This is a genomic window from Streptomyces sp. NBC_01283, assembly GCF_041435335.1.
Classification (GTDB): Bacteria; Actinomycetota; Actinomycetes; order Streptomycetales; family Streptomycetaceae; genus Streptomyces.
The window spans coordinates 4,458,742-4,476,104 of record NZ_CP108430.1 but is presented as its reverse complement, the minus strand read 5'-3'; the positions used below and the strand labels follow the sequence as shown (position 1 = coordinate 4,476,104).

The window sequence follows — 17,363 nt, the reverse complement described above, 5'->3', positions numbered from 1 at the left end:
GTGTCGGTAACGGCAGGGGCGGACCGCTACCCGGAGTACGTATCAAGGAGATCGCGATGTCCCAAGAGGCGGACACCCCGAACCTCGACTTCGCAGGAACCACCCCGTACGAGGACTACGTCCAGGCGGACGTCCTCACGCATCTCCAGCACCTGCGCTCGGACGACCCGGGCGAGATGGTCTTCCTGGTCACCACCCAGGTGATGGAGCTGTGGTTCACGGTCATCGTGCACGAGTGGGAGACCGCGTCGCACGCCCTGCGCCGCGACGACATCCCCACCGCCGTGGCCGCACTCAAGCGCAGCCTGCGCGAGCTGGAGGCGCTGAACGCCTCCTGGCGCCCGCTCGCCCAGCTCACCCCCGCGCAGTTCAACTCCTACCGTTCCGCGCTCGGCGAGGGATCCGGATTCCAGTCCGCGATGTACCGCCGCATGGAGTTCCTGCTCGGCGACAAGTCCGCGTCGATGCTGGTGCCCCACCGGGGCGCGCCCCGCGTGCACGCGGAGCTGGAGAAGGCACTCCAGGAGCCGAGCCTGTACGACGAGGTCCTCGCCCTGCTCGCCCGCCGCGGCCACGCCGTCCCGGCCGCCGTGCTGCAGCGCGACCTGACCAAGAAGTACGAGCCGTCGCCCGAGGTCGAGAAGGTGTGGACCGACCTCTACGCCGGTGACGAGAGCGATGAACTGGCCCGCCTCGGCGAGACGATGACGGATGTCGCCGAGCTGGTGTGGCGCTGGCGCAACGACCACCTGGTGGCGACCCGGCGCGCGATGGGCTCCAAGACGGGCACCGGCGGCTCCGCCGGTGTGGCGTGGCTGGAGAAGCGCGCGACGAAGAACGTCTTCCCCGAGCTGTGGACTGCGAGGAGCCATGTCTGAGGCCGGCCTCAAGGAGCAGGCGGCGAAGCGCGACACCGACGACGAACTCCGCGCCAAGCGCGGGGAGTTCGTCCTGGACGACACCGTCTATCTGGACGGGAACTCGCTGGGCGCCCTGCCCGCCGTCGTCCAGGAGCGGGTCGCGGACGTCATCTCACGGCAGTGGGGGCAGTTGCGCATCCGCTCCTGGGACGAGAGCGGCTGGTGGACCGCCCCCGAGCGCATCGGCGACCGCATAGCCCCCCTCGTCGGGGCCGCACCCGGCCAGATCGTGGTCGGCGACTCGACGAGCGTGAACGTCTTCAAGGCCCTGGTGGCCGCCGTGCGCATGGTGCGTGACCCGGACGAGGGGCGGGACGAGATCGTCGTTGACGCGACGACGTTCCCCACGGACGGGTACATCGCCGAGTCCGCCGCGCGGATGACGGGATGCCGTCTCGTGCCGGTGGCGCCCGGCGAGGTGCGCGGCGTCCTCGGCCCGCGCACGGCCGTCGTGCTGCTCAACCACGCCGACTACCGCACCGGGCGCCTGCACGATCTGCCCGGCCTGACGGCGGCCGTGCACGACGCGGGCGCGCTCGTGGTCTGGGACCTGTGCCACACCGCCGGTGCGCTGCCCGTCGGGCTCGACGCGCACGGCGTGGACCTCGCGGTCGGGTGCACCTACAAGTACCTGAACGGGGGTCCGGGCGCACCGGCGTACCTCTACGTACGGGCGGATCTGCAGCCCCGCTTCGACTCCCCGCTGCCGGGCTGGAACTCGCACGCCGAGCCCTTCGGGATGCGGCCGGAGTTCGAGGCGGCGGAGGGTGCGCTGCGGGGGCGGGTCGGTACGCCGGACATCCTGTCGATGCTGGCGCTGGACGCGGCGCTCGACGTGTGGGACGGCGTGTCCATCGAGGCCGTACGGGCCAAGTCCCTCGCGCTGACGGACTTCTTCGTCGAGTGCGTGGCGTCCTACGTCCCCGAGGGCAGGGTCGAGGTGCTCACCCCGGCCGCCCACGCGGAGCGCGGCAGCCAGGTCGCGCTGCGGTATGGCGACGCGGGTGACGTGATGCGACGCCTCGTCGAGCGGGGCGTGGTCGGCGACTTCCGCGCGCCGGACGTACTGCGCTTCGGTTTCACGCCGTTGTACGTCGGCTTCGCCGATGTGGAGCGGGCGGCGCGGGTGCTCGCCGAGACGCTGGGCTGACCGCCGGTACCGGGCGGGGGCGGGGTAGGGGAAGATCAAGAGACCAGTACCCCGCCCCTTGCCCCACCCGCAGAGAGGTTGTCGCATGCCGGACGACGCCTACGCCGTGGCCCGCGATGCCGCCGAGGCCGAAGCCGCCTTCTCGCACCCCGCGGTGACGCCCGACGCCACCGCCGCGTACGGCGAGCACCCCGACCAGGTGGTCGACTTCTACGAGCCCCGCACCGCCACGGAGAACCCCGCCCCCTTCGTCGTCGTCCTGCACGGCGGAGCCTGGCGCGCCCCGTACGACCGGCAGCACCTCACGCCCTTCGCGGACTTCCTGGCCAGGCGGGGCTTCGCGGTGGCCAACGTCGAGTACCGCCGCGGCAGTTCGATCCCCGCCCAGGGCGGTGAAGGGCCCGTCGCCGGGCGCTGGCCCGAGACCTTCGACGACATCGCCGCCGCCTTCGACGCGCTGCCCGCGCTCGCGGCCGAACTCCTGCCGACGGCCGATCTGCGCCGCACCGTCGTCACCGGTCACTCGGCCGGCGGCCACCTCGCCCTCTGGGCCGCCGCCCGTCACGTGCTGCCCACCGGCTCCCCGTGGCGCCTGGACCGGCCCGCCCCCTTCCGGGGCGTCGTCGCCCTCGCGCCCATCGCGGACTTCCGCGTCGCCCAGGAGCTGGGTGTCTGCTCGGGCGCCGCCCTGCAACTCCTCGGTGGCGACGCGCACTTCGAGGAGCGGCTCCCGCACGCGGACCCGGCGGCCCTGCTGCCCACCGGCATCGCCACGACCGTCGTCCAGGGACGCACCGACATCGTCGTGCCGCAGGCGGTCGCGGAGGCGTACGCCGACGCGGCGGCCAAGGCGGGCGAGGTCGTCGGCGTGACGCTGCTCGAAGAGGTCGGGCACTTCCCGCTGATCGACCCGGCTGCCGACGCCTGCGCGGTGGTGGCGGAGGAGATCGCGCAACTGGCGTTCTGAGGGTGCGGGCACGGGCCTACACCTGGACCACCAGCTCCCGCAGCCCCCGGATCACGAAGTTCGGCTTGCGCTCCGGCTCGGTGGCGAGTGTCAGGCCGGGCGCCCGGCGGAGCAACGCCCCGAGCGAGGCGGCCAGTTCGATGCGGGCCAGGGGTGCGCCGATGCAGTAGTGGATGCCCGCGCTGAAGGAGATGTGCGGGTTCTCGGCGCGGGCCAGGTCCAGTTCGCCGGGAGCGGTGAACACCGCCGGGTCGTGGTTCGCGGAGCCGAAGAGGAGGGCGACCTCGCTGCCCCGCGGGATCACCGTGCCGTCGACCTCGATGTCGTCGAGGACCCACCGCTCGAAGAGCTGGAGCGGGGTGTCGTACCGCATCAGCTCCTCCACGGCGGTGGGGATCAGCGCCGCCGGGGCCGCGCGCAGGGCGGCCAGCTGTTCAGGGTTGCGGAAGAGGGCGTACCAGCCGTTGACGGTGGCGTTGACCGTCGCCTCGTGCCCCGCGTTGAGCAGCAGCACGCAGGTGGAGATCATCTCCTGTTCGCTGAGTGACTCCCCTTCGTCGTGTGCGGCGATGAGCCCCGAGATCAGGTCGTCGCCCGGCTTCTCGCGGCGCACGGCGATGAGTTCACGAAGATACGCCGAGAATTCGAGCGAGGCCCGGACCGCGCGCCGGGCGGTCTCCTCGGAGGGGCTCAGCTCGTACATCCCGCAGATGTCGGCGGACCAGGGCCGCAGCTGGTCCCGGTCGCTCTCCGGGATGCCCAGCATCTGCGCGATCACCGCCACCGGCAGCGGCTCGGCGACGCGTGCGGCGAGGTCACCGCCGCCGTCGTCCACCAGCTCCCGTACCAGCCGGTCGGCCAACTCCTCTACATATGGGGCGAGTTGCTGGACGGTGCGCGGCGTGAACGCCTTCGAGACCAGGCGCCGGATGCGGGTGTGGGTGGGCGCCTCCAGGTCGAGCATGCCGTTGTCGTTCAGGACGTGGAACGGCTCGTGCTCGGGCGGCGGGGCCTGCCGCCCGAACTCCTCGTGCGTGAAGCGGTGCAGATGGGTCCGCCCGAGCCGCCGGTCCCGCAGCAGCGCGGACACGTCCGCGTGGTGCGGGACGAGCCACTGGTCGGTGGGTTCGAAGTAGTGGACCCGCCCGGCGGCCCGCAGTCGCGCGTAGGCCGGGTAGGGGTCGGCGACGAACTCCGGGGACCAGGGGGCGAAGGGAGCATCCATGGAGGGACGGTAGTCGCAGGTGCGCCCGCCCAGGAAGGGATCAGCCAGGGGTGACCAGCCGTGCCTCGTACGCGAAGACCGCCGCCTGCGTGCGGTCGCGCAGGCCCAGTTTCACCAGGATGCGGCTCACATGGGTCTTGATCGTGGACTCGGCGACGACGAGGCGCGAGGCGATCTCGCCGTTGGACAGGCCCTGGGCGATGAGGACGAGCACCTCCGTCTCGCGCTCGGTGAGCTCGCCGTACTGCTGCGCCTGCACCGTCGCCGAGAGGCGCGGCGTCTCGCCCAGCTTGGAGAACTCCGTGATGAGGCGGCGCGTCACGGAGGGCGCGAGCAGGGCCTCACCGGCGGCCACCACCCGCACCCCGTCGGCGAGTTGGCGCGCGGAGGCGTCCTTCAGGAGGAAGCCCGACGCACCGGCCCGCAGCGCCTGGTAGACGTACTCGTCGAGGTCGAACGTCGTGAGGACGAGGACCTTCGACGTGACGTCCGCCGCGACGATCTCGCGGGTCGCCTCGATGCCGTTCAGCTCGGGCATGCGGATGTCCATCAGGACGACGTCCGGGTTGAGCTCGCGGACGCGGTCGACCGCCTCGCGGCCGTTGACCGCCTCGCCCACGACCTCGAAGTCCGGCATCGCGTTGAGCAGCACGGAGAAGCCTTCGCGGACCATCATCTGGTCGTCGGCGATCAGTACGCGGATCGTCATTCCTGGCCTCCGGTGGGTTCCGACGCGGACGCGACGGGCAGGAACACGGTCACTTCGTAGCCGCCGTCGGCCGTTTCCCCGGTCGTCATCGCGCCGTCCAGCATCGTGACACGCTCCCGCATGCCGGTGAGGCCGTGGCCCGCCCCGGGGGACGGCTTGACCAGGCCGGTCGCGGGTCCGTTGACGATGCGCAGGCCGAGCCCGCCAAGCACGTATCCCACCTCGACGCGGGCCGTGGCGCCGGGCGCGTGGCGCAGGGTGTTGCTCAGCGCCTCCTGGACGATGCGGTACGCGGAGAGCTCGACGCCCTGCGGGAGTTCGCGGACGGCTCCGGTGACGACCTTCTCGACGTCGAGGCCGGTCTCGCGGACGTTCGCGATGAGCCGGTCCAGGTCGGCGAGCGTGGGCTGCGGGGCGTCCGGCGCCTCGTAGTCCTCCGCGCGTACGACACCCAGGACGCGGCGCAGCTCCGTCAGCGCGGCCACGGCGTTCTCGCGGATCGTGACGAACGCCTGCTCCAGCTCCGGCGGCGGGTTCTCGACGCGGTAGGGGGCGGCCTCCGCCTGGATGGCGACCACCGACATGTGGTGGGCGACGACGTCGTGCAGCTCGCGGGCGATCGTCGTCCGCTCCTCCAGGAGCGTGCGCCTGCCGCGCTCCACCTCGGTGACCGTCCGCTGGACGCTGACCTCGCGCTGGGCCTCGCGGCGGATGTGCACGAGGGAGGCCGCGAGGAGGGCGAGCGCGGAGAAGAAGAGCATCTGCGGGGTGTTGGAGCCGTACCCGGGGCTGAAAGCGAGCTCGGCGACGGTGCCGTACAGCGCCGTGCCGACCCACATCCAGGCGGCGGTGCGGGGCCGGGTCCGCAGGGTGATCACCGTCATCACGGTGATGTGCGCGAAGAAGACGCTGGAGGGCCAGGGCTGCTCGCCCCATGGATTGCCGACGGCGCCCGCGAAGGGCGTGACCGCGAGCAGGAGCCACCAGGCGCCGATGGGCCTGATCAGGGTCATGAGGATGGTGGCGGCCGGGACGATTCCGGTGATCACGTAGTCGAGGCCGATGGAGTCGTCCGCGTACCCGAGGAGGACGGTGAAGAAGGCGGCGACCGCGAGGGCCGCGTGCGGTGCCCAGCCCGCGTACGGGCGTATGCGGGCCGGGAGGCGCCGGGTGAGCGCCCCGTCCGTACGCATCGGTTGCAGCGGGCGGTAGGCGAAGGCATCCCGGAAGAGGTCCTGCCTCAGGCCCGCGAGCGCCCCGATGGCCAGGCGGAACTCCGGGCTGCGGTTGCCGCCGGTGTCGGTCTTGGTCGCGTCAGTCACGCTTACGAAGGTACGGGTGCGGACCGAAGGGGTCGTCCCGCCAGGGAGGGGTCCTCCCCTCTCCATCCCAGGTACTACAGCCCCCCTCCGGGGTGCTCCCACCACTTGGACGGCACTCTGCATGGCCCGGTCCCCCGCCTGCCGGGGACCCCGCAGCGGCCCTCGCCCCGAACGAGCCTTTCCCACCCACGCACCCGGCACCCCGGGGTAATCGGGTGGGTGGGTGGGTGGGAAGGGCGTGTTCGGCCACGATGGATGCGGGTGGCTGGGAGAGAAGCCCCGGCCAGGGGGACCACGGGGCACGGCGTCGAGGTCCCTGCGGCGCAGGTTGGCGCGGGGGGCACGCGTCGAGGTCACTGCGGAGCCCGCCGCTTAGGTCGTCAGGTCCCTGCGGTGCAAGCCTGTGAGGCCGGCTGTGGTCAGGGTTGCTGCCGTGGTCAGGAGGGCTGCTACCGGGGCCCAGGTCATCGTGGAGCCCGGGAGCTTCGGGAGGTGGCCGTAAGGGGAGAGGTTCATGGCTGCCTGGGGGAGGTCCAGGGCCGGGCCGATCCAGCCGATGGCCAGACACACCCCCGCCACCCCCCACGCGGCCACCGCGGCCCGGGGGAACGCCCCCACGAGCAGCACAGCGAGCCCGCCCAGCGCCCAGATCGCCGCCACCTGCACCAGGCACGCCCCCAGGATCGGCCCGAGGTCGCTCCCGTACCCGAGGGCGAGACCGAACCCGCCCACCAGCATCAGCAGCACCGCACCGCCGAAGGCGATCACCAGGTGGCCGCCCGCCCACCGCAGCCGCCCCACCGCGCCCGCCAGGACCGGTTCCGCCCGCTGCGAGGTCTCCTCGCCGTGCAGCCGCAGCACCGAAGCGACGACGTACAGGGACGCGACCATGCCGAGCATGCCGACCATCGTGGCGAGGAAGGCGTCCGTCAGGCCCGCCTGGCCGCCCATCCGCTCGATGATGTCCCGGGTGTTCTCGTTGTCGCCGACGATGTCCGCCGCCCCCTCGGCCATCCCGCCGAAGACGATCCCCGAGGCAAGGAACCCCAGCGTCCAGCCGAGCACGCTGCCCCGCTGCAACCGCCACGCGAGCCCGCCCGCCGAAGCGAGGCGACCGCTCGCGGGCCCCGGCCGGGTCGGCAGGAAACCCATGCCGACGTCACGCCGCCCCGCCAGGCCGTACGCGACCGCGCCCTGCGCCACGACCGCGGCGGCGACCAGGAGCAGCACCCACCACCGCTCCCCGGCGTAGGCACGCAGGTTCTCCGTCCAGCCGAGCGGCGAGACCCAGGTCAGGGCCGATGAGCCGCCCTCGCTCCCCGCGTCACCGGCGGCCTTGAGGACGTACGCGGCCCCCAGCACCCCGGACGTCAGCCCCTTCGCCAGCCGCGCGCTCTCCGTCAGCTGGGCGACGATCGCCGCCATGGTGGCGAAGAGCATCCCGGTGCCCGCGACGCCGAGCGCCAGCGCGAGCGCACCGGCCGAGCCCTGCCCGGCCATCCCCCCGGCGATGAGCAGCCCCACGGCGGCGTTCGCCACGAACGCGGCGAGCAGCGCGGCGGTCAGCGGCGCACGCCGCCCCACCATCGCGGCGGAGAGCATCTCCTGGCGGCCGGTCTCCTCCTCCTCGCGCGTGTGCCGTACGACGATGATCAGGCTCATCACGGCGGCGAGGACCGCTGCGTAGACGCCGATGCGCCACGCGGTGAGCGCCCCGAGCGAGTCCCCGAACACCGGTGAATACAGCGCCCGCATCGAGGAGTTGGCGTTCATCGACCGCATGGCATCGGCCCGCTCGGCAGCCGTTCCGTACGTCTGCTCCAGCGCGCCCGGCATCGAGAGCACCAGGCCGCCGACGACGAGGACCCAGACGGGCATCATGACGCGGTCACGCCGCAACGCGAGCCTCAACAGGGCCCCCGTACCGGCGAGTTGACGGGAGCCGCCAGTGCGGGAGGCGAACCCCGATGCTTCGGCGAGGGCGGTCATCGCGCGCCCGCCTTCTCCGCGGCACCGCTCACCCGTACGTCCTCCTGGTAGTGCCGCAGGAAGAGCTCCTCCAGCGTCGGCGGCGTGGAGAGGAGCGAGCGGACCCCGGTCTCGGTGAGCGACCGCAGCACGGCGTCCAGCTTGTCGGTGTCGACCTGGAGCTTGACGCGATGCCCGGACACGTCGACGTCGTGCACGCCCGGCAGCCGGGAGAGGCCGTTGGGCGGCCCCGCCAGCTCGGCGGTGACGCTGGTCCGCGTCAGATGCCGCAGCTCGGCCAGCGATCCGGTCTCGACGGTCTGCCCCTTGCGGATGATGCTGACCCGGTCGCAGAGCGTCTCCACCTCGCTGAGGATGTGCGAGGAGAGCAGGATCGTCCGCCCCCGCTCGCGTTCCTCCTCGACGCAGCTCTGGAAGACCTCCTCCATGAGCGGGTCGAGCCCTGAGGTGGGTTCGTCGAGGATCAGCACGTCGACGTCGGAGGCGAAGGCGGCGACGAGGGCGACCTTCTGCCGGTTGCCCTTGGAGTACGTACGGCCCTTCTTGGTGGGGTCGAGTTCGTACCGCTCGACGAGATCGGCCCGCCGGCCCCGGTCGAGGCCGCCGCGCAGCTTCCCGTACAGATCGATGACCTCGCCGCCGGAGAGGTTGCGCCACAGGGTGACGTCGCCCGGCACGTACGCCACGCGCCGGTGCAGTTCCACGGCGTCGCTCCACGGGTCCTTGCCGAGGAGTTGTGCGGCGCCGGAGTCGGCGCGGAGCAGGCCGAGGAGGACCCGGATGGTCGTGGACTTCCCGGCGCCGTTCGGGCCGAGGAAACCATGCACCTCACCGGTCTCGACGTCGAGGTCGAGACCGTCCAGCGCGTGCGTCCTTCCGAACGACTTGTGCAGTCCGGAGACGCTGATTGCCTTCGTCATGTTTCGGAACGTACGCTACTTTCACAAATTTGTGAAGTTAAGGAAGCGTATAAACTCGACCACGAACGGAACACGCTCGACGAAGCACAGGGGAGATGATCGACAGATGCCCAAGGGGTCCGACGGGTCCGCGGAGGGCACGCGACGTGACGACGAGGTCGTCTCCCGGTTCGTGGAGCAGTTCGCCGCGCAACTGGTCGAGGCGGGGATGGCGAGGATGCCCGCGAGGATCTTCGCGGCGCTCCTGGCCTCGGACTCCGGCGCGCTGACCTCGGCGGAGCTCGGAAAGCAGCTCCAGGTGAGCCCGGCGGCGGTGTCGGGCGCGGTCCGCTACCTCACGCAGCAGCACATGGTGGCCCGGGAGCGCGAGCCCGGCTCCCGGCGCGACCTCTTCCGGGTGCACAGCAACCAGTGGTACGAGGCGCTGGCCAACCGTGACGGGGTCCTCAAGCGCTGGGAGTCCGCCCTGCGCGACGGTGTCAGCAGCCTGGGCGCCGACACCCCGGCGGGCCGCCGCATGGCCGAGACGCTCGCCTTCTTCGAGTTCGTCGAGCACGAGCTCGTGGCCATGCTGGACCGCTGGCGGGTGCACCGGGAGACCCTGTTCGGCAAGTGAGCCACCGGGGCACGCGCGGGCAGACGGTCACCCGGACGGGCACGCGGGCAGCCGGTCACCGAGGCAGCATCAAGCCCCAGGCACTGGCCCGCACCGACCACGTCCGCGTCCGCACAGGCCCCCCGACCACCGCGTCCGCCCGGTAGCGGAAGTCCGCCCCGGACACCGTGACCGTCCGGGCCCGCGCCCGCAGGGCCTCCGCCGCCGCGCCCACCGAGGACGGCCGCACCTCGACCTCCGCGAGACCGTCGGCCCCCGGACGCACCGAGACGCCCTCCACCGGCTGGTCCAGGTCCACCACGAGCACCCCGTCCGCCTCCACCCGCAGCCGCGCGGGACCGGGTCCCGGCGCCGACGCCACCCGCGAGGGACGTGCCAGCGTGCGGACGAAGGACTGGCACGTGCGCAGCCAGGGGTGGTGCCCGTCCACCGCCGTGCCGCCGGGGGCCGCCGCGGCGACGGGCGGGATCCGCAGCGTCCCGAGGACCACCCCGTCGCTGTCGTCCACCAGCAGATCGAGCCGCCGCTCGGCCCCTTCGAGCACCGCGCGGGCCGCGGCGACGGCCCCGGGCGGCACTCCGAGGGACCGGGCAAGCACCTGGGAAGCCCCCACCGGAACGACCGAAATCGCACACGAACCGAGCTCCCGCTCGCGGTACAGGACCGCCACGGCACGCAGCAGCGCCCGGTCGTCCCCGATCACCACGGGACGCCGCGCACCCCTTCTGGCCAGGGCTTTCGCGAAATCCTCCGGCCCTTCCGGCAGGCAGATCCGGACGGCCGCGCCCGCGCCGAGCACATCCTTCGCGATCCGTACCGACTCACCGTCCGTGCGCCGGGCGACCGGGTCGATGACGACTAGCAGCTGGTCGCGAGCCGACAACGTGCGCCCCTTTTCAGAGTCCTCGGGTAGCATCTTTGTGCAAGAGCCCCTTGCGCTATTGCGCCAGGGGCTTCGTCTATTCCGGGGCAGCATCCAAGGCACACCCATATGGCGGCTACGGCCCCTGACCTTGGACATGCCCCGCCCGGAAGGGGTGTACGCCTGTGCCCGCACTTGTGCTGCTCGGTGCTCAGTGGGGTGACGAAGGCAAGGGAAAGGCCACTGACCTGCTCGGTGGCTCCGTGGACTATGTAGTGCGATACCAGGGCGGCAACAATGCCGGCCACACGGTCGTCGTAGGCGACCAGAAGTACGCGCTGCATCTCCTCCCTTCCGGGATTCTCTCCCCGGACTGCGTGCCTGTCATCGGCAACGGAGTCGTCGTCGACCCGTCGGTCCTGCTCTCCGAGCTGAGCGGTCTGAACGAGCGCGGCGTCGACACGTCGAAGCTTCTGATCAGCGGTAACGCGCACATCATCACGCCGTACAACGTGACCGTCGACAAGGTGACGGAACGCTTCCTCGGCAAGCGCAAGATCGGTACGACCGGCCGCGGCATCGGCCCGACGTACGCCGACAAGATCAACCGCACCGGCATCCGCGTCCAGGACCTCTACGACCAGTCGATCCTGGAGCAGAAGGTCGAGGCGGCTCTTGAGGTCAAGAACCAGCTCCTCACCAAGCTCTACAACCGCCGCGCCATCGAGGTCGGCCAGATCGTCGAGCAGCTCCTGGAGCACGGCGAGAACATCAAGCAGTACGTCGCCGACACCACCCTGATCCTCAACAACGCGCTCGACGAGGACAAGGTGGTCCTCTTCGAGGGCGGCCAGGGCACCCTCCTGGACGTGGACCACGGCACGTACCCCTTCGTCACCTCCTCGAACCCGACCGCGGGCGGCGCCTGCACGGGTACGGGCGTCGGCCCGACGAAGATCAGCCGCGTCATCGGCATCCTGAAGGCCTACACCACGCGTGTCGGCGCGGGCCCGTTCCCGACGGAGCTCTTCGACCAGGACGGCGAGGACCTGCGCCGCATCGGTGGCGAGCGCGGTGTCACCACCGGCCGTGACCGCCGCTGCGGCTGGTTCGACGCGCCGATCGCGCGCTACGCGACCCGCGTGAACGGCCTGACGGACTTCTTCCTCACGAAGCTGGACGTCCTGACGGGCTGGGAGCAGATCCCGGTCTGCGTGGCGTACGAGATCGACGGCAAGCGCGTCGAGGAACTCCCGTACAACCAGACCGACTTCCACCACGCGAAGCCCGTCTACGAGATGCTCCCCGGCTGGTCCGAGGACATCACCAAGGCGCAGACCTTCTCCGACCTGCCGAAGAACGCGCAGGGTTACGTGAAGGCGCTCGAGGAGATGTCGGGCGCGCCGATCTCCGCGATCGGCGTGGGCCCGGGCCGCACGGAGACGATCGAGATCAACTCGTTCGTCTAGGCGTCACCAGTACGGCGAAGGGGCTCCCCGGTCTGTCCGGGGAGCCCCTTCGCCGTACCCCCGTCCGGTCCGCCCCGCTCAGCCCGCCCCGCACATCCGCAGCCCCACCGGCGTCTGGCACGGCAGGTGTCCGTGCGTGCGGACCACGTCCTGGCCGTTCCCGCGGATCGCGTACGCGAGGAAGCTCGACGCCAGGGAGTCGGCGGGCGGACTGCCGTAGGTGTAGGCGTACTCGATCTCGCGGTACGGATAGCCGCTCGACTGGATGTGGTCGACGGACGGGGCGTGGCCGTCCAGGGTCAGGCGGTGCATGCCCTTGAGGGTGGTCGTGTTGCGCAGCTCGCTGTAGCCGATCGCGCCGGGGGTGGTCGCGACCGTGTCCAGGACCTGTTCCGTGGAGTCGAGTTCGCAGCGGATCACCGGCGCCCTGGGGCCGATGTCCTTCGTCAGGCAGTCGCTCGACGACTCCTGGATCTCCGGGGCGCCCTTGAGGACCCGGTGCTGGAGGGTGACCCGCGTGCCGGAGCTGGAGCCCCGGCTCACCAGGACCACCGGCAGGTCGGGGCCTCCCCGCAGCTCCTTCCAGTTGCGGATCTCGCCGGTGAAGAGGCGGCGTACGTCCGTCGTGGAGAGGTTCTTGACCGGGACCTTTTCGTTCAGGACGAGGGCGAACAGGGAGACCGCCACCCGCGTCTCGCTCAGCTGCGAGTAACTGGCGGGGCGCGGCCCGTCGGAGAAGGCGATCACCGGCGGTGAGCCCTTGCCCGGCCCGGTGTCCGACGCCGCAAGCTCCCGCACACCGCCCCGGCTGCCGTGCGCGCTCACCGCGATGTCCGAGCCCTCGCAGTCCTTCATGTACTTGTCCGCGAGCTCGGTGGCGACCGGCTCGAACGCGGTCGACCCGGTCAGGGTGAGACTGCCCTTCTCGCAGTACGAGGGCGGCGGCGGGGTGTCGGGGCGCAGGATGAGCCCCGCGAGGCCGAGGATCACCAGGCTCAGCGCGATGGCCACCCGCTGCGAGAGCCTGCTGAACACCGGCGGCTTCTCGTCGGGTGCCGCGCTGTGGTTCTCGTGCGTCTCGCCGCCCTGGATGCCGCCGACGACCGTGTAGTCGCTGTCGACGGGGCCGCCGGTCAGCAGGACCAGGAGCTTGTAGTACTCGCCCCGGTTGAGCGGCACGCGCGGGATGTGCAGCCTGCCGGATTCGTAGCCGAGGCCCGTGCCGGGCGCGAAGTGCTCCATCAGATGGTCGGCCTCGGGCGGCAGCGTCACCGCCACCGCGCGGATCGTGCGGTGCTCGAAGACCGCGGTCAGGCCGTGCGGCGAGCGGCCCGTGTAGTCGGCGACGTCGATCGGCAGCGAGCCGTCGTTCTCGACACGCAGCAGCACCAGCGTCGCGTCCGACATCTCGGGGGCCTCGTCGAAGAGACCGAGGCGCGCGTTCGCGTCGCCCGTACGGACGTTGTCGCCTATCGCCGTGTCCATCTGCTTGCGGTAGCCGATGCGCTTGCGGCGCGGTACGCGGCGTTCCAGCAGGACGGGGACGAACGCGCCGGCGATGCCGACCAGGATGGCGAGCACGGCGATGATGTTTTCGGTGCTCAACCAGTTCATGGGCGGCACGGTAGGGGGCGGCCATGACCGCCGGGCGGCGCTTGTCCGTCCGGACGGCAGCTGTTCGCCGGGGGTTCAACTACCGGCGCCGTACGCCCAGTTCAGTGTCGCCGTTGTCCTGACTCCCGGACCTGGTCCTGGTCCTAGCCCTCCTTGTCGTACGTCAGCCCCTTGTCCGTGCCCGCGCTCTCGCGGTGCAGCCTGCCGCCGGAGAGCAGCGTCACCGTGCTCGCCTCGCCCGCCTTGCAGGAGCTCGCGGGCTGTCCGACGATCACGTCCGTCGGGCCGATGCTCAGGGTGTTGCCGCTCGCCGACTCCAACTTGCCCTGGAACACGCAGTGGTACGTGCCGCCCGTGTCGGTCGGGCCGTCCGCGGTGATCGAGACGACGGTGTCGCCGACGTCGCCCTGCTGGAGGACCAGGCGCCGGGAGTTGCTGCCCAGGTTGTTCTGGATGGAGCCGTTCCAGGTGCCGAGGAACTTCTCCGGGATCGTGCCGTCCGCGGTCTCCTCCTCGGAGGCGGCGGACGTGGGCGGGGTCTCTGGATCCGACGACCCGTCCTCGGACGGCGTGCCCGGCGTCGAGGGCGCGCTGTTGGACGGCGAGTCGGAGTTCGTGCCGCCCGCCTTGGTGGTGCCGTCGCCCTTCATCACCGCGTACACCGTGCCGCCCGCCCCTATGGCCACTATGACGGCGACCGCGATGAGCGCGGCGGTGGACCGCCCGCTGCGGCGCGGGGGCTCGCCCTGCGGGTGGACTGGGGGGCCGTAGGGCGGTGTGGGGCCGTAGGGCGGCGTCGGGCCGTACGGACCCTGCTGCTGCGGGTAGCCGTATCCGGGCGGCGGTTGCTGGGGGTGCTGCTGGGGTTGCGGGTGCTGCGGGTGCTGCTGGGGGTAGCCGTACGCCGCCTGGCCCGGCGGGGGAGTGGGCGGTGGTGCCTGCCCGGTGATCATCGTCGGGAGGTGGTTCACGGGCGTCGCGTCGCCGGGTCTGCCGGGCGGCGGCGGGGTGTCACCGTCCACGGGGCCCGGCCTGGCGCCGTTCCCCGCGGCGGCCGCGGCCGCCGCGGCTGCTCCGGCGACGGCGGCGGCACCGGCAGCGGCTTCCGCGGCTGCCCCGGCTTCCGCGGCGGACTTGGCCGCGCCGTCCCCGCTCCCCGCGGCCAGCTCCTTCGGCGGTGCGAGCGACACCGGCGGAACCGCCCCCTTCGCGGGCGTCCCCTTTGCGGACGACGCCTCCGAGCCGTCCTCGTCCGGATCTTCCGTGTCCAGCAACTGCACGGCATGACGGCCCAGTTGGGCCACCAAGGCGCCGGGAAGCCAGGGATCCCGCGTCCGGCCGCCGTCGCCGAGGGTGTCCTCCGCCCCCGTCCGCTCAAGGACCTGCTCCAGCGTCGGCCGGTCGGCGGGGTTCTTGCGCAGGCAGTCGCCGACCAGCTCGGCCAGCTCCTCCGGCAGCCCCTCCAGGTCCGGCTCCTCCTGCGCGATGCGGAACATCAGCGCGTGCACGCCACTGTTGGCCGTGCCGAACGGCAGCGCGCCCGAAGCCGCGTACGCGAGGACCGAACCCAGGCAGAACACGTCGCAGGCCGGGGTGATCCGGTCGCCGCGCACCTGCTCGGGCGCCATGAAGCCGGGCGAGCCGACGAGCGCGCCGGTACGGGTCAGGCCGCCGTCGGTCACCGTCTCCAGGGCGCGGGCGATGCCGAAGTCGATGACGCGGGGTCCGTCGATCGTGACGAGCACGTTCGACGGCTTGAGGTCGCGGTGGATGAGGCCCGCCGCGTGAATGTCCTTGAGGGCGTTGGCGAGCCCGGCCGCCAGGATCTTCACGGACCGCTCGGGCAGCGGCCCGTGGTCGTGCGAGATGACGCTCTGGAGCGAGGGACCCGCGACATACCCCGTGGCCAGCCAGGGGATCGTCGCTTCGGTGTCCGCGTCGAGCACCGGCGCCGTCCACGCGCCGCCGACCCGCCGCGCCGCCTTCACTTCCTGCCGGAAGCGGTTCCTGAACTCCTCCTGCTCGGCGAGCTCTTCACGCACCAGCTTGACCGCGACCGTACGTCCCCGGTCGGATCGTGCGAGATAGACGTGCCCCATGCCGCCCGCGCCGAGTCGCGCGAGCAGCCGATAGGCGCCTATTCGCTGTGGATCCCCAGGTCCCAGTTTCTCCATCGCCGCGCCGACCTCCCCCGTTGGTGTGCAACAGATCGAGGATAGTGGGGCGGTAGGACATCGGGGCACGGACTGCCTGCTACGGCTCCGTAACGGGTTGTTCCATATCCGTGGCCGAATTCCCCGCGATAGCCGGATTCCCCTCCAAAAGGGGGAGGACCGCCTCGCCCAGGACCCCGGAAAGCCGCTCCAACACCCGTACCGTTTCGGCGAATTCCGTCTCGCCGAGGGCTTCCGCGAGCCGGGTGGCCACCTCCGCGTGGCCGGGGCTGATCCGCCGGACGGCGGCCAGTCCCTCGTCCGTGGGGCGCAGCAGCTTGGCGCGGCGGTGGGCCGGGTTCGGCACGTACTCGGCGAGGCCGCGCCGCACGAGCAGATCGGCGATGCGCTGCACGCTCTGCCGGGTGATGCCCATCGCGCGGGCGATCCCGGCGACGGGCAGCGGCTCGCGCAGCACGGCGCCGAGCACCTGCCACCAGGCGGCGGTGAGACCACCGGGTTTGGCCAGTTCGTCGGCCACCGTCAGGAACTGGCCGTTGAGCCGGAAGACGCCGAGGGCGGTGCGGGAGAACAGATCCTGCCGCTCCCGCACCCGGCGGTCGGTGTCGCTGCCCACGAAGTCGTCGTTCGCGCTGTCGTCGCTCACGATTCCAGCACCTCGTAGGCCGACGCGTCCGAGTCGTGGAACAGGCGGTACCAGGCGTCGAGCTTCTCGCCCTCGAAGGCGCCGAGCCGTCCGAGGATCTCGCGGGCGAAGGCCACCGGCTCGGTCGGCCCCGCCGTCGTCAGCCCGCCGTCGGTGACGGCGTCCACGTCGACGTACCGCTCGCCGCCCTTGTAGCCGGTCGCCGCGAGGTAGAACGACACCGCGCTGGTGTGCGCGCGATCGTCGAGCAGCCCCTCTCTGGCGAGCCCCGCGGTGGCCCCGCAGATCGCGGCGACCGGCACGTCCGCGTCGAGGAAGGCGCGGGCCGCGCGGCCGAAGGGGGCGAGGTCGTCGCCCGTGTCCCACAGGTCGGCGCCCGGCAGGATCAGCAGCGCGCTGTCCTCGGGCCGCAGGTCTGCGAGGGTCAGGTCGGGCTGTATGCGCACGCCGGCCACGGTGGTGACGGGGTCGAGCGAGCCGGCGGCGACGGTGCGAATCTCGTACCCGGCGCGGGCGAGGTACGCGGTGGCGTATCCGGGCTCCCAGTCGGCGAGGGTGTCGTAAACGGCGAGGTGCACGGGCTTGCGGGTCATGACTGCCTCCACTGGTCACTGGTCCACGGGGTGGGGTGCCGCTGTGTGCTGTGCTTTCTCCGTCGTGCGTATGTAAGCATGCTGTCAAAGTGGCAGCATGCTGTCAAGAGGGTGCCCATGCCTGTCCCCGGGTTCGTTAACTCCCACCGGGGGCGGCCTTAACCCGCCGGTCCCTAGCGTCCTGGTC

15 protein-coding genes are annotated in these 17,363 nt (G+C 71.7%); 5 read left to right on the top strand and 10 right to left on the bottom strand.

Translation table 11 applies throughout. The features are described 5' to 3' along the window. Positions 1-56: 56 nt before the first annotated feature. The 3 genes from OG302_RS20320 to OG302_RS20310 all read left to right on the top strand — a co-directional run bounded on the left by OG302_RS20320 (position 57) and on the right by OG302_RS20310 (position 3,037). Positions 57-878: a tryptophan 2,3-dioxygenase family protein gene (locus OG302_RS20320; protein ID WP_361829150.1), complete on the top strand. Its 822-nt coding sequence runs from the start codon at positions 57-59 to the stop codon at positions 876-878. Then, complete coding sequence (gene kynU / locus OG302_RS20315) at positions 871-2,070, top strand: kynureninase (protein WP_371528077.1); 1,200 nt, start codon at positions 871-873, stop codon at positions 2,068-2,070. Before OG302_RS20320 ends, kynU begins: the two co-directional genes overlap by 8 nt. An 85-nt stretch (positions 2,071-2,155) precedes the next feature. Further along, the gene (locus tag OG302_RS20310; RefSeq protein ID WP_371528076.1) at positions 2,156-3,037 is read left to right on the top strand and encodes an alpha/beta hydrolase; all 882 of its coding nucleotides are present in this window, start codon (positions 2,156-2,158) and stop codon (positions 3,035-3,037) included. Positions 3,038-3,053: 16 nt separating this feature from the next. Here OG302_RS20310 and OG302_RS20305 read toward each other — a convergent pair whose 3' ends face one another. The 5 genes from OG302_RS20305 to OG302_RS20285 all read right to left on the bottom strand — a co-directional run bounded on the left by OG302_RS20305 (position 3,054) and on the right by OG302_RS20285 (position 9,202). Next, complete coding sequence (locus OG302_RS20305) at positions 3,054-4,262, bottom strand: cytochrome P450 (RefSeq protein ID WP_371528075.1); 1,209 nt, start codon at positions 4,260-4,262, stop codon at positions 3,054-3,056. 40 nt (positions 4,263-4,302) lie between these two features. Further along, positions 4,303-4,971, bottom strand: a complete 669-nt coding sequence (locus OG302_RS20300) for a response regulator transcription factor (protein WP_365828995.1) — start codon at positions 4,969-4,971, stop codon at positions 4,303-4,305. Next, entirely contained in the window at positions 4,968-6,293 is a 1,326-nt protein-coding gene (locus OG302_RS20295) for a sensor histidine kinase (protein ID WP_371528074.1), read from the bottom strand. The genes OG302_RS20300 and OG302_RS20295 overlap by 4 nt, the downstream gene beginning before the upstream one ends. Before the next feature lie 372 nt (positions 6,294-6,665). Continuing rightward, a complete protein-coding gene (locus OG302_RS20290; protein WP_371528073.1) occupies positions 6,666-8,282 on the bottom strand; it encodes an ABC transporter permease in 1,617 nt (538 codons plus the stop codon). Next, entirely contained in the window at positions 8,279-9,202 is a 924-nt protein-coding gene (locus OG302_RS20285; protein ID WP_371528072.1) for an ATP-binding cassette domain-containing protein, read from the bottom strand. The genes OG302_RS20290 and OG302_RS20285 overlap by 4 nt, the downstream gene beginning before the upstream one ends. Positions 9,203-9,308: 106 nt before the next feature. On the opposite strand from OG302_RS20285, the gene OG302_RS20280 reads away from it, so the two are divergent. Continuing rightward, positions 9,309-9,818, top strand: a complete 510-nt coding sequence (locus OG302_RS20280) for a GbsR/MarR family transcriptional regulator (RefSeq protein WP_371528071.1) — start codon at positions 9,309-9,311, stop codon at positions 9,816-9,818. A 55-nt stretch (positions 9,819-9,873) separates the two neighbouring features. Here OG302_RS20280 and OG302_RS20275 read toward each other — a convergent pair whose 3' ends face one another. Next, entirely contained in the window at positions 9,874-10,734 is an 861-nt protein-coding gene (locus OG302_RS20275; protein WP_371528070.1) for a diacylglycerol kinase family protein, read from the bottom strand. 131 nt (positions 10,735-10,865) lie between these two features. Here OG302_RS20275 and OG302_RS20270 point away from each other — a divergent pair, with 131 nt between their 5' ends. Next, on the top strand, positions 10,866-12,149 hold the full coding sequence (locus tag OG302_RS20270; protein WP_361829163.1) for an adenylosuccinate synthase: 1,284 nt from the start codon (positions 10,866-10,868) through the stop codon (positions 12,147-12,149). Between the two features lie 78 nt (positions 12,150-12,227). Here OG302_RS20270 and OG302_RS20265 read toward each other — a convergent pair whose 3' ends face one another. From OG302_RS20265 to OG302_RS20250, 4 genes are all read right to left on the bottom strand, one after another. Then, complete coding sequence (locus OG302_RS20265) at positions 12,228-13,763, bottom strand: substrate-binding domain-containing protein (protein ID WP_371528069.1); 1,536 nt, start codon at positions 13,761-13,763, stop codon at positions 12,228-12,230. A 143-nt stretch (positions 13,764-13,906) separates the two neighbouring features. Further along, positions 13,907-15,937: a serine/threonine-protein kinase gene (locus OG302_RS20260; protein WP_371528068.1), complete on the bottom strand. Its 2,031-nt coding sequence runs from the start codon at positions 15,935-15,937 to the stop codon at positions 13,907-13,909. Between the two features lie 79 nt (positions 15,938-16,016). After that, the gene (locus OG302_RS20255; protein ID WP_371750178.1) at positions 16,017-16,529 is read right to left on the bottom strand and encodes a MarR family winged helix-turn-helix transcriptional regulator; all 513 of its coding nucleotides are present in this window, start codon (positions 16,527-16,529) and stop codon (positions 16,017-16,019) included. Between the two features lie 50 nt (positions 16,530-16,579). Next, complete coding sequence (locus OG302_RS20250; RefSeq protein ID WP_371528067.1) at positions 16,580-17,176, bottom strand: DJ-1/PfpI family protein; 597 nt, start codon at positions 17,174-17,176, stop codon at positions 16,580-16,582. Between the last annotated feature and the right edge of the window lie 187 nt (positions 17,177-17,363).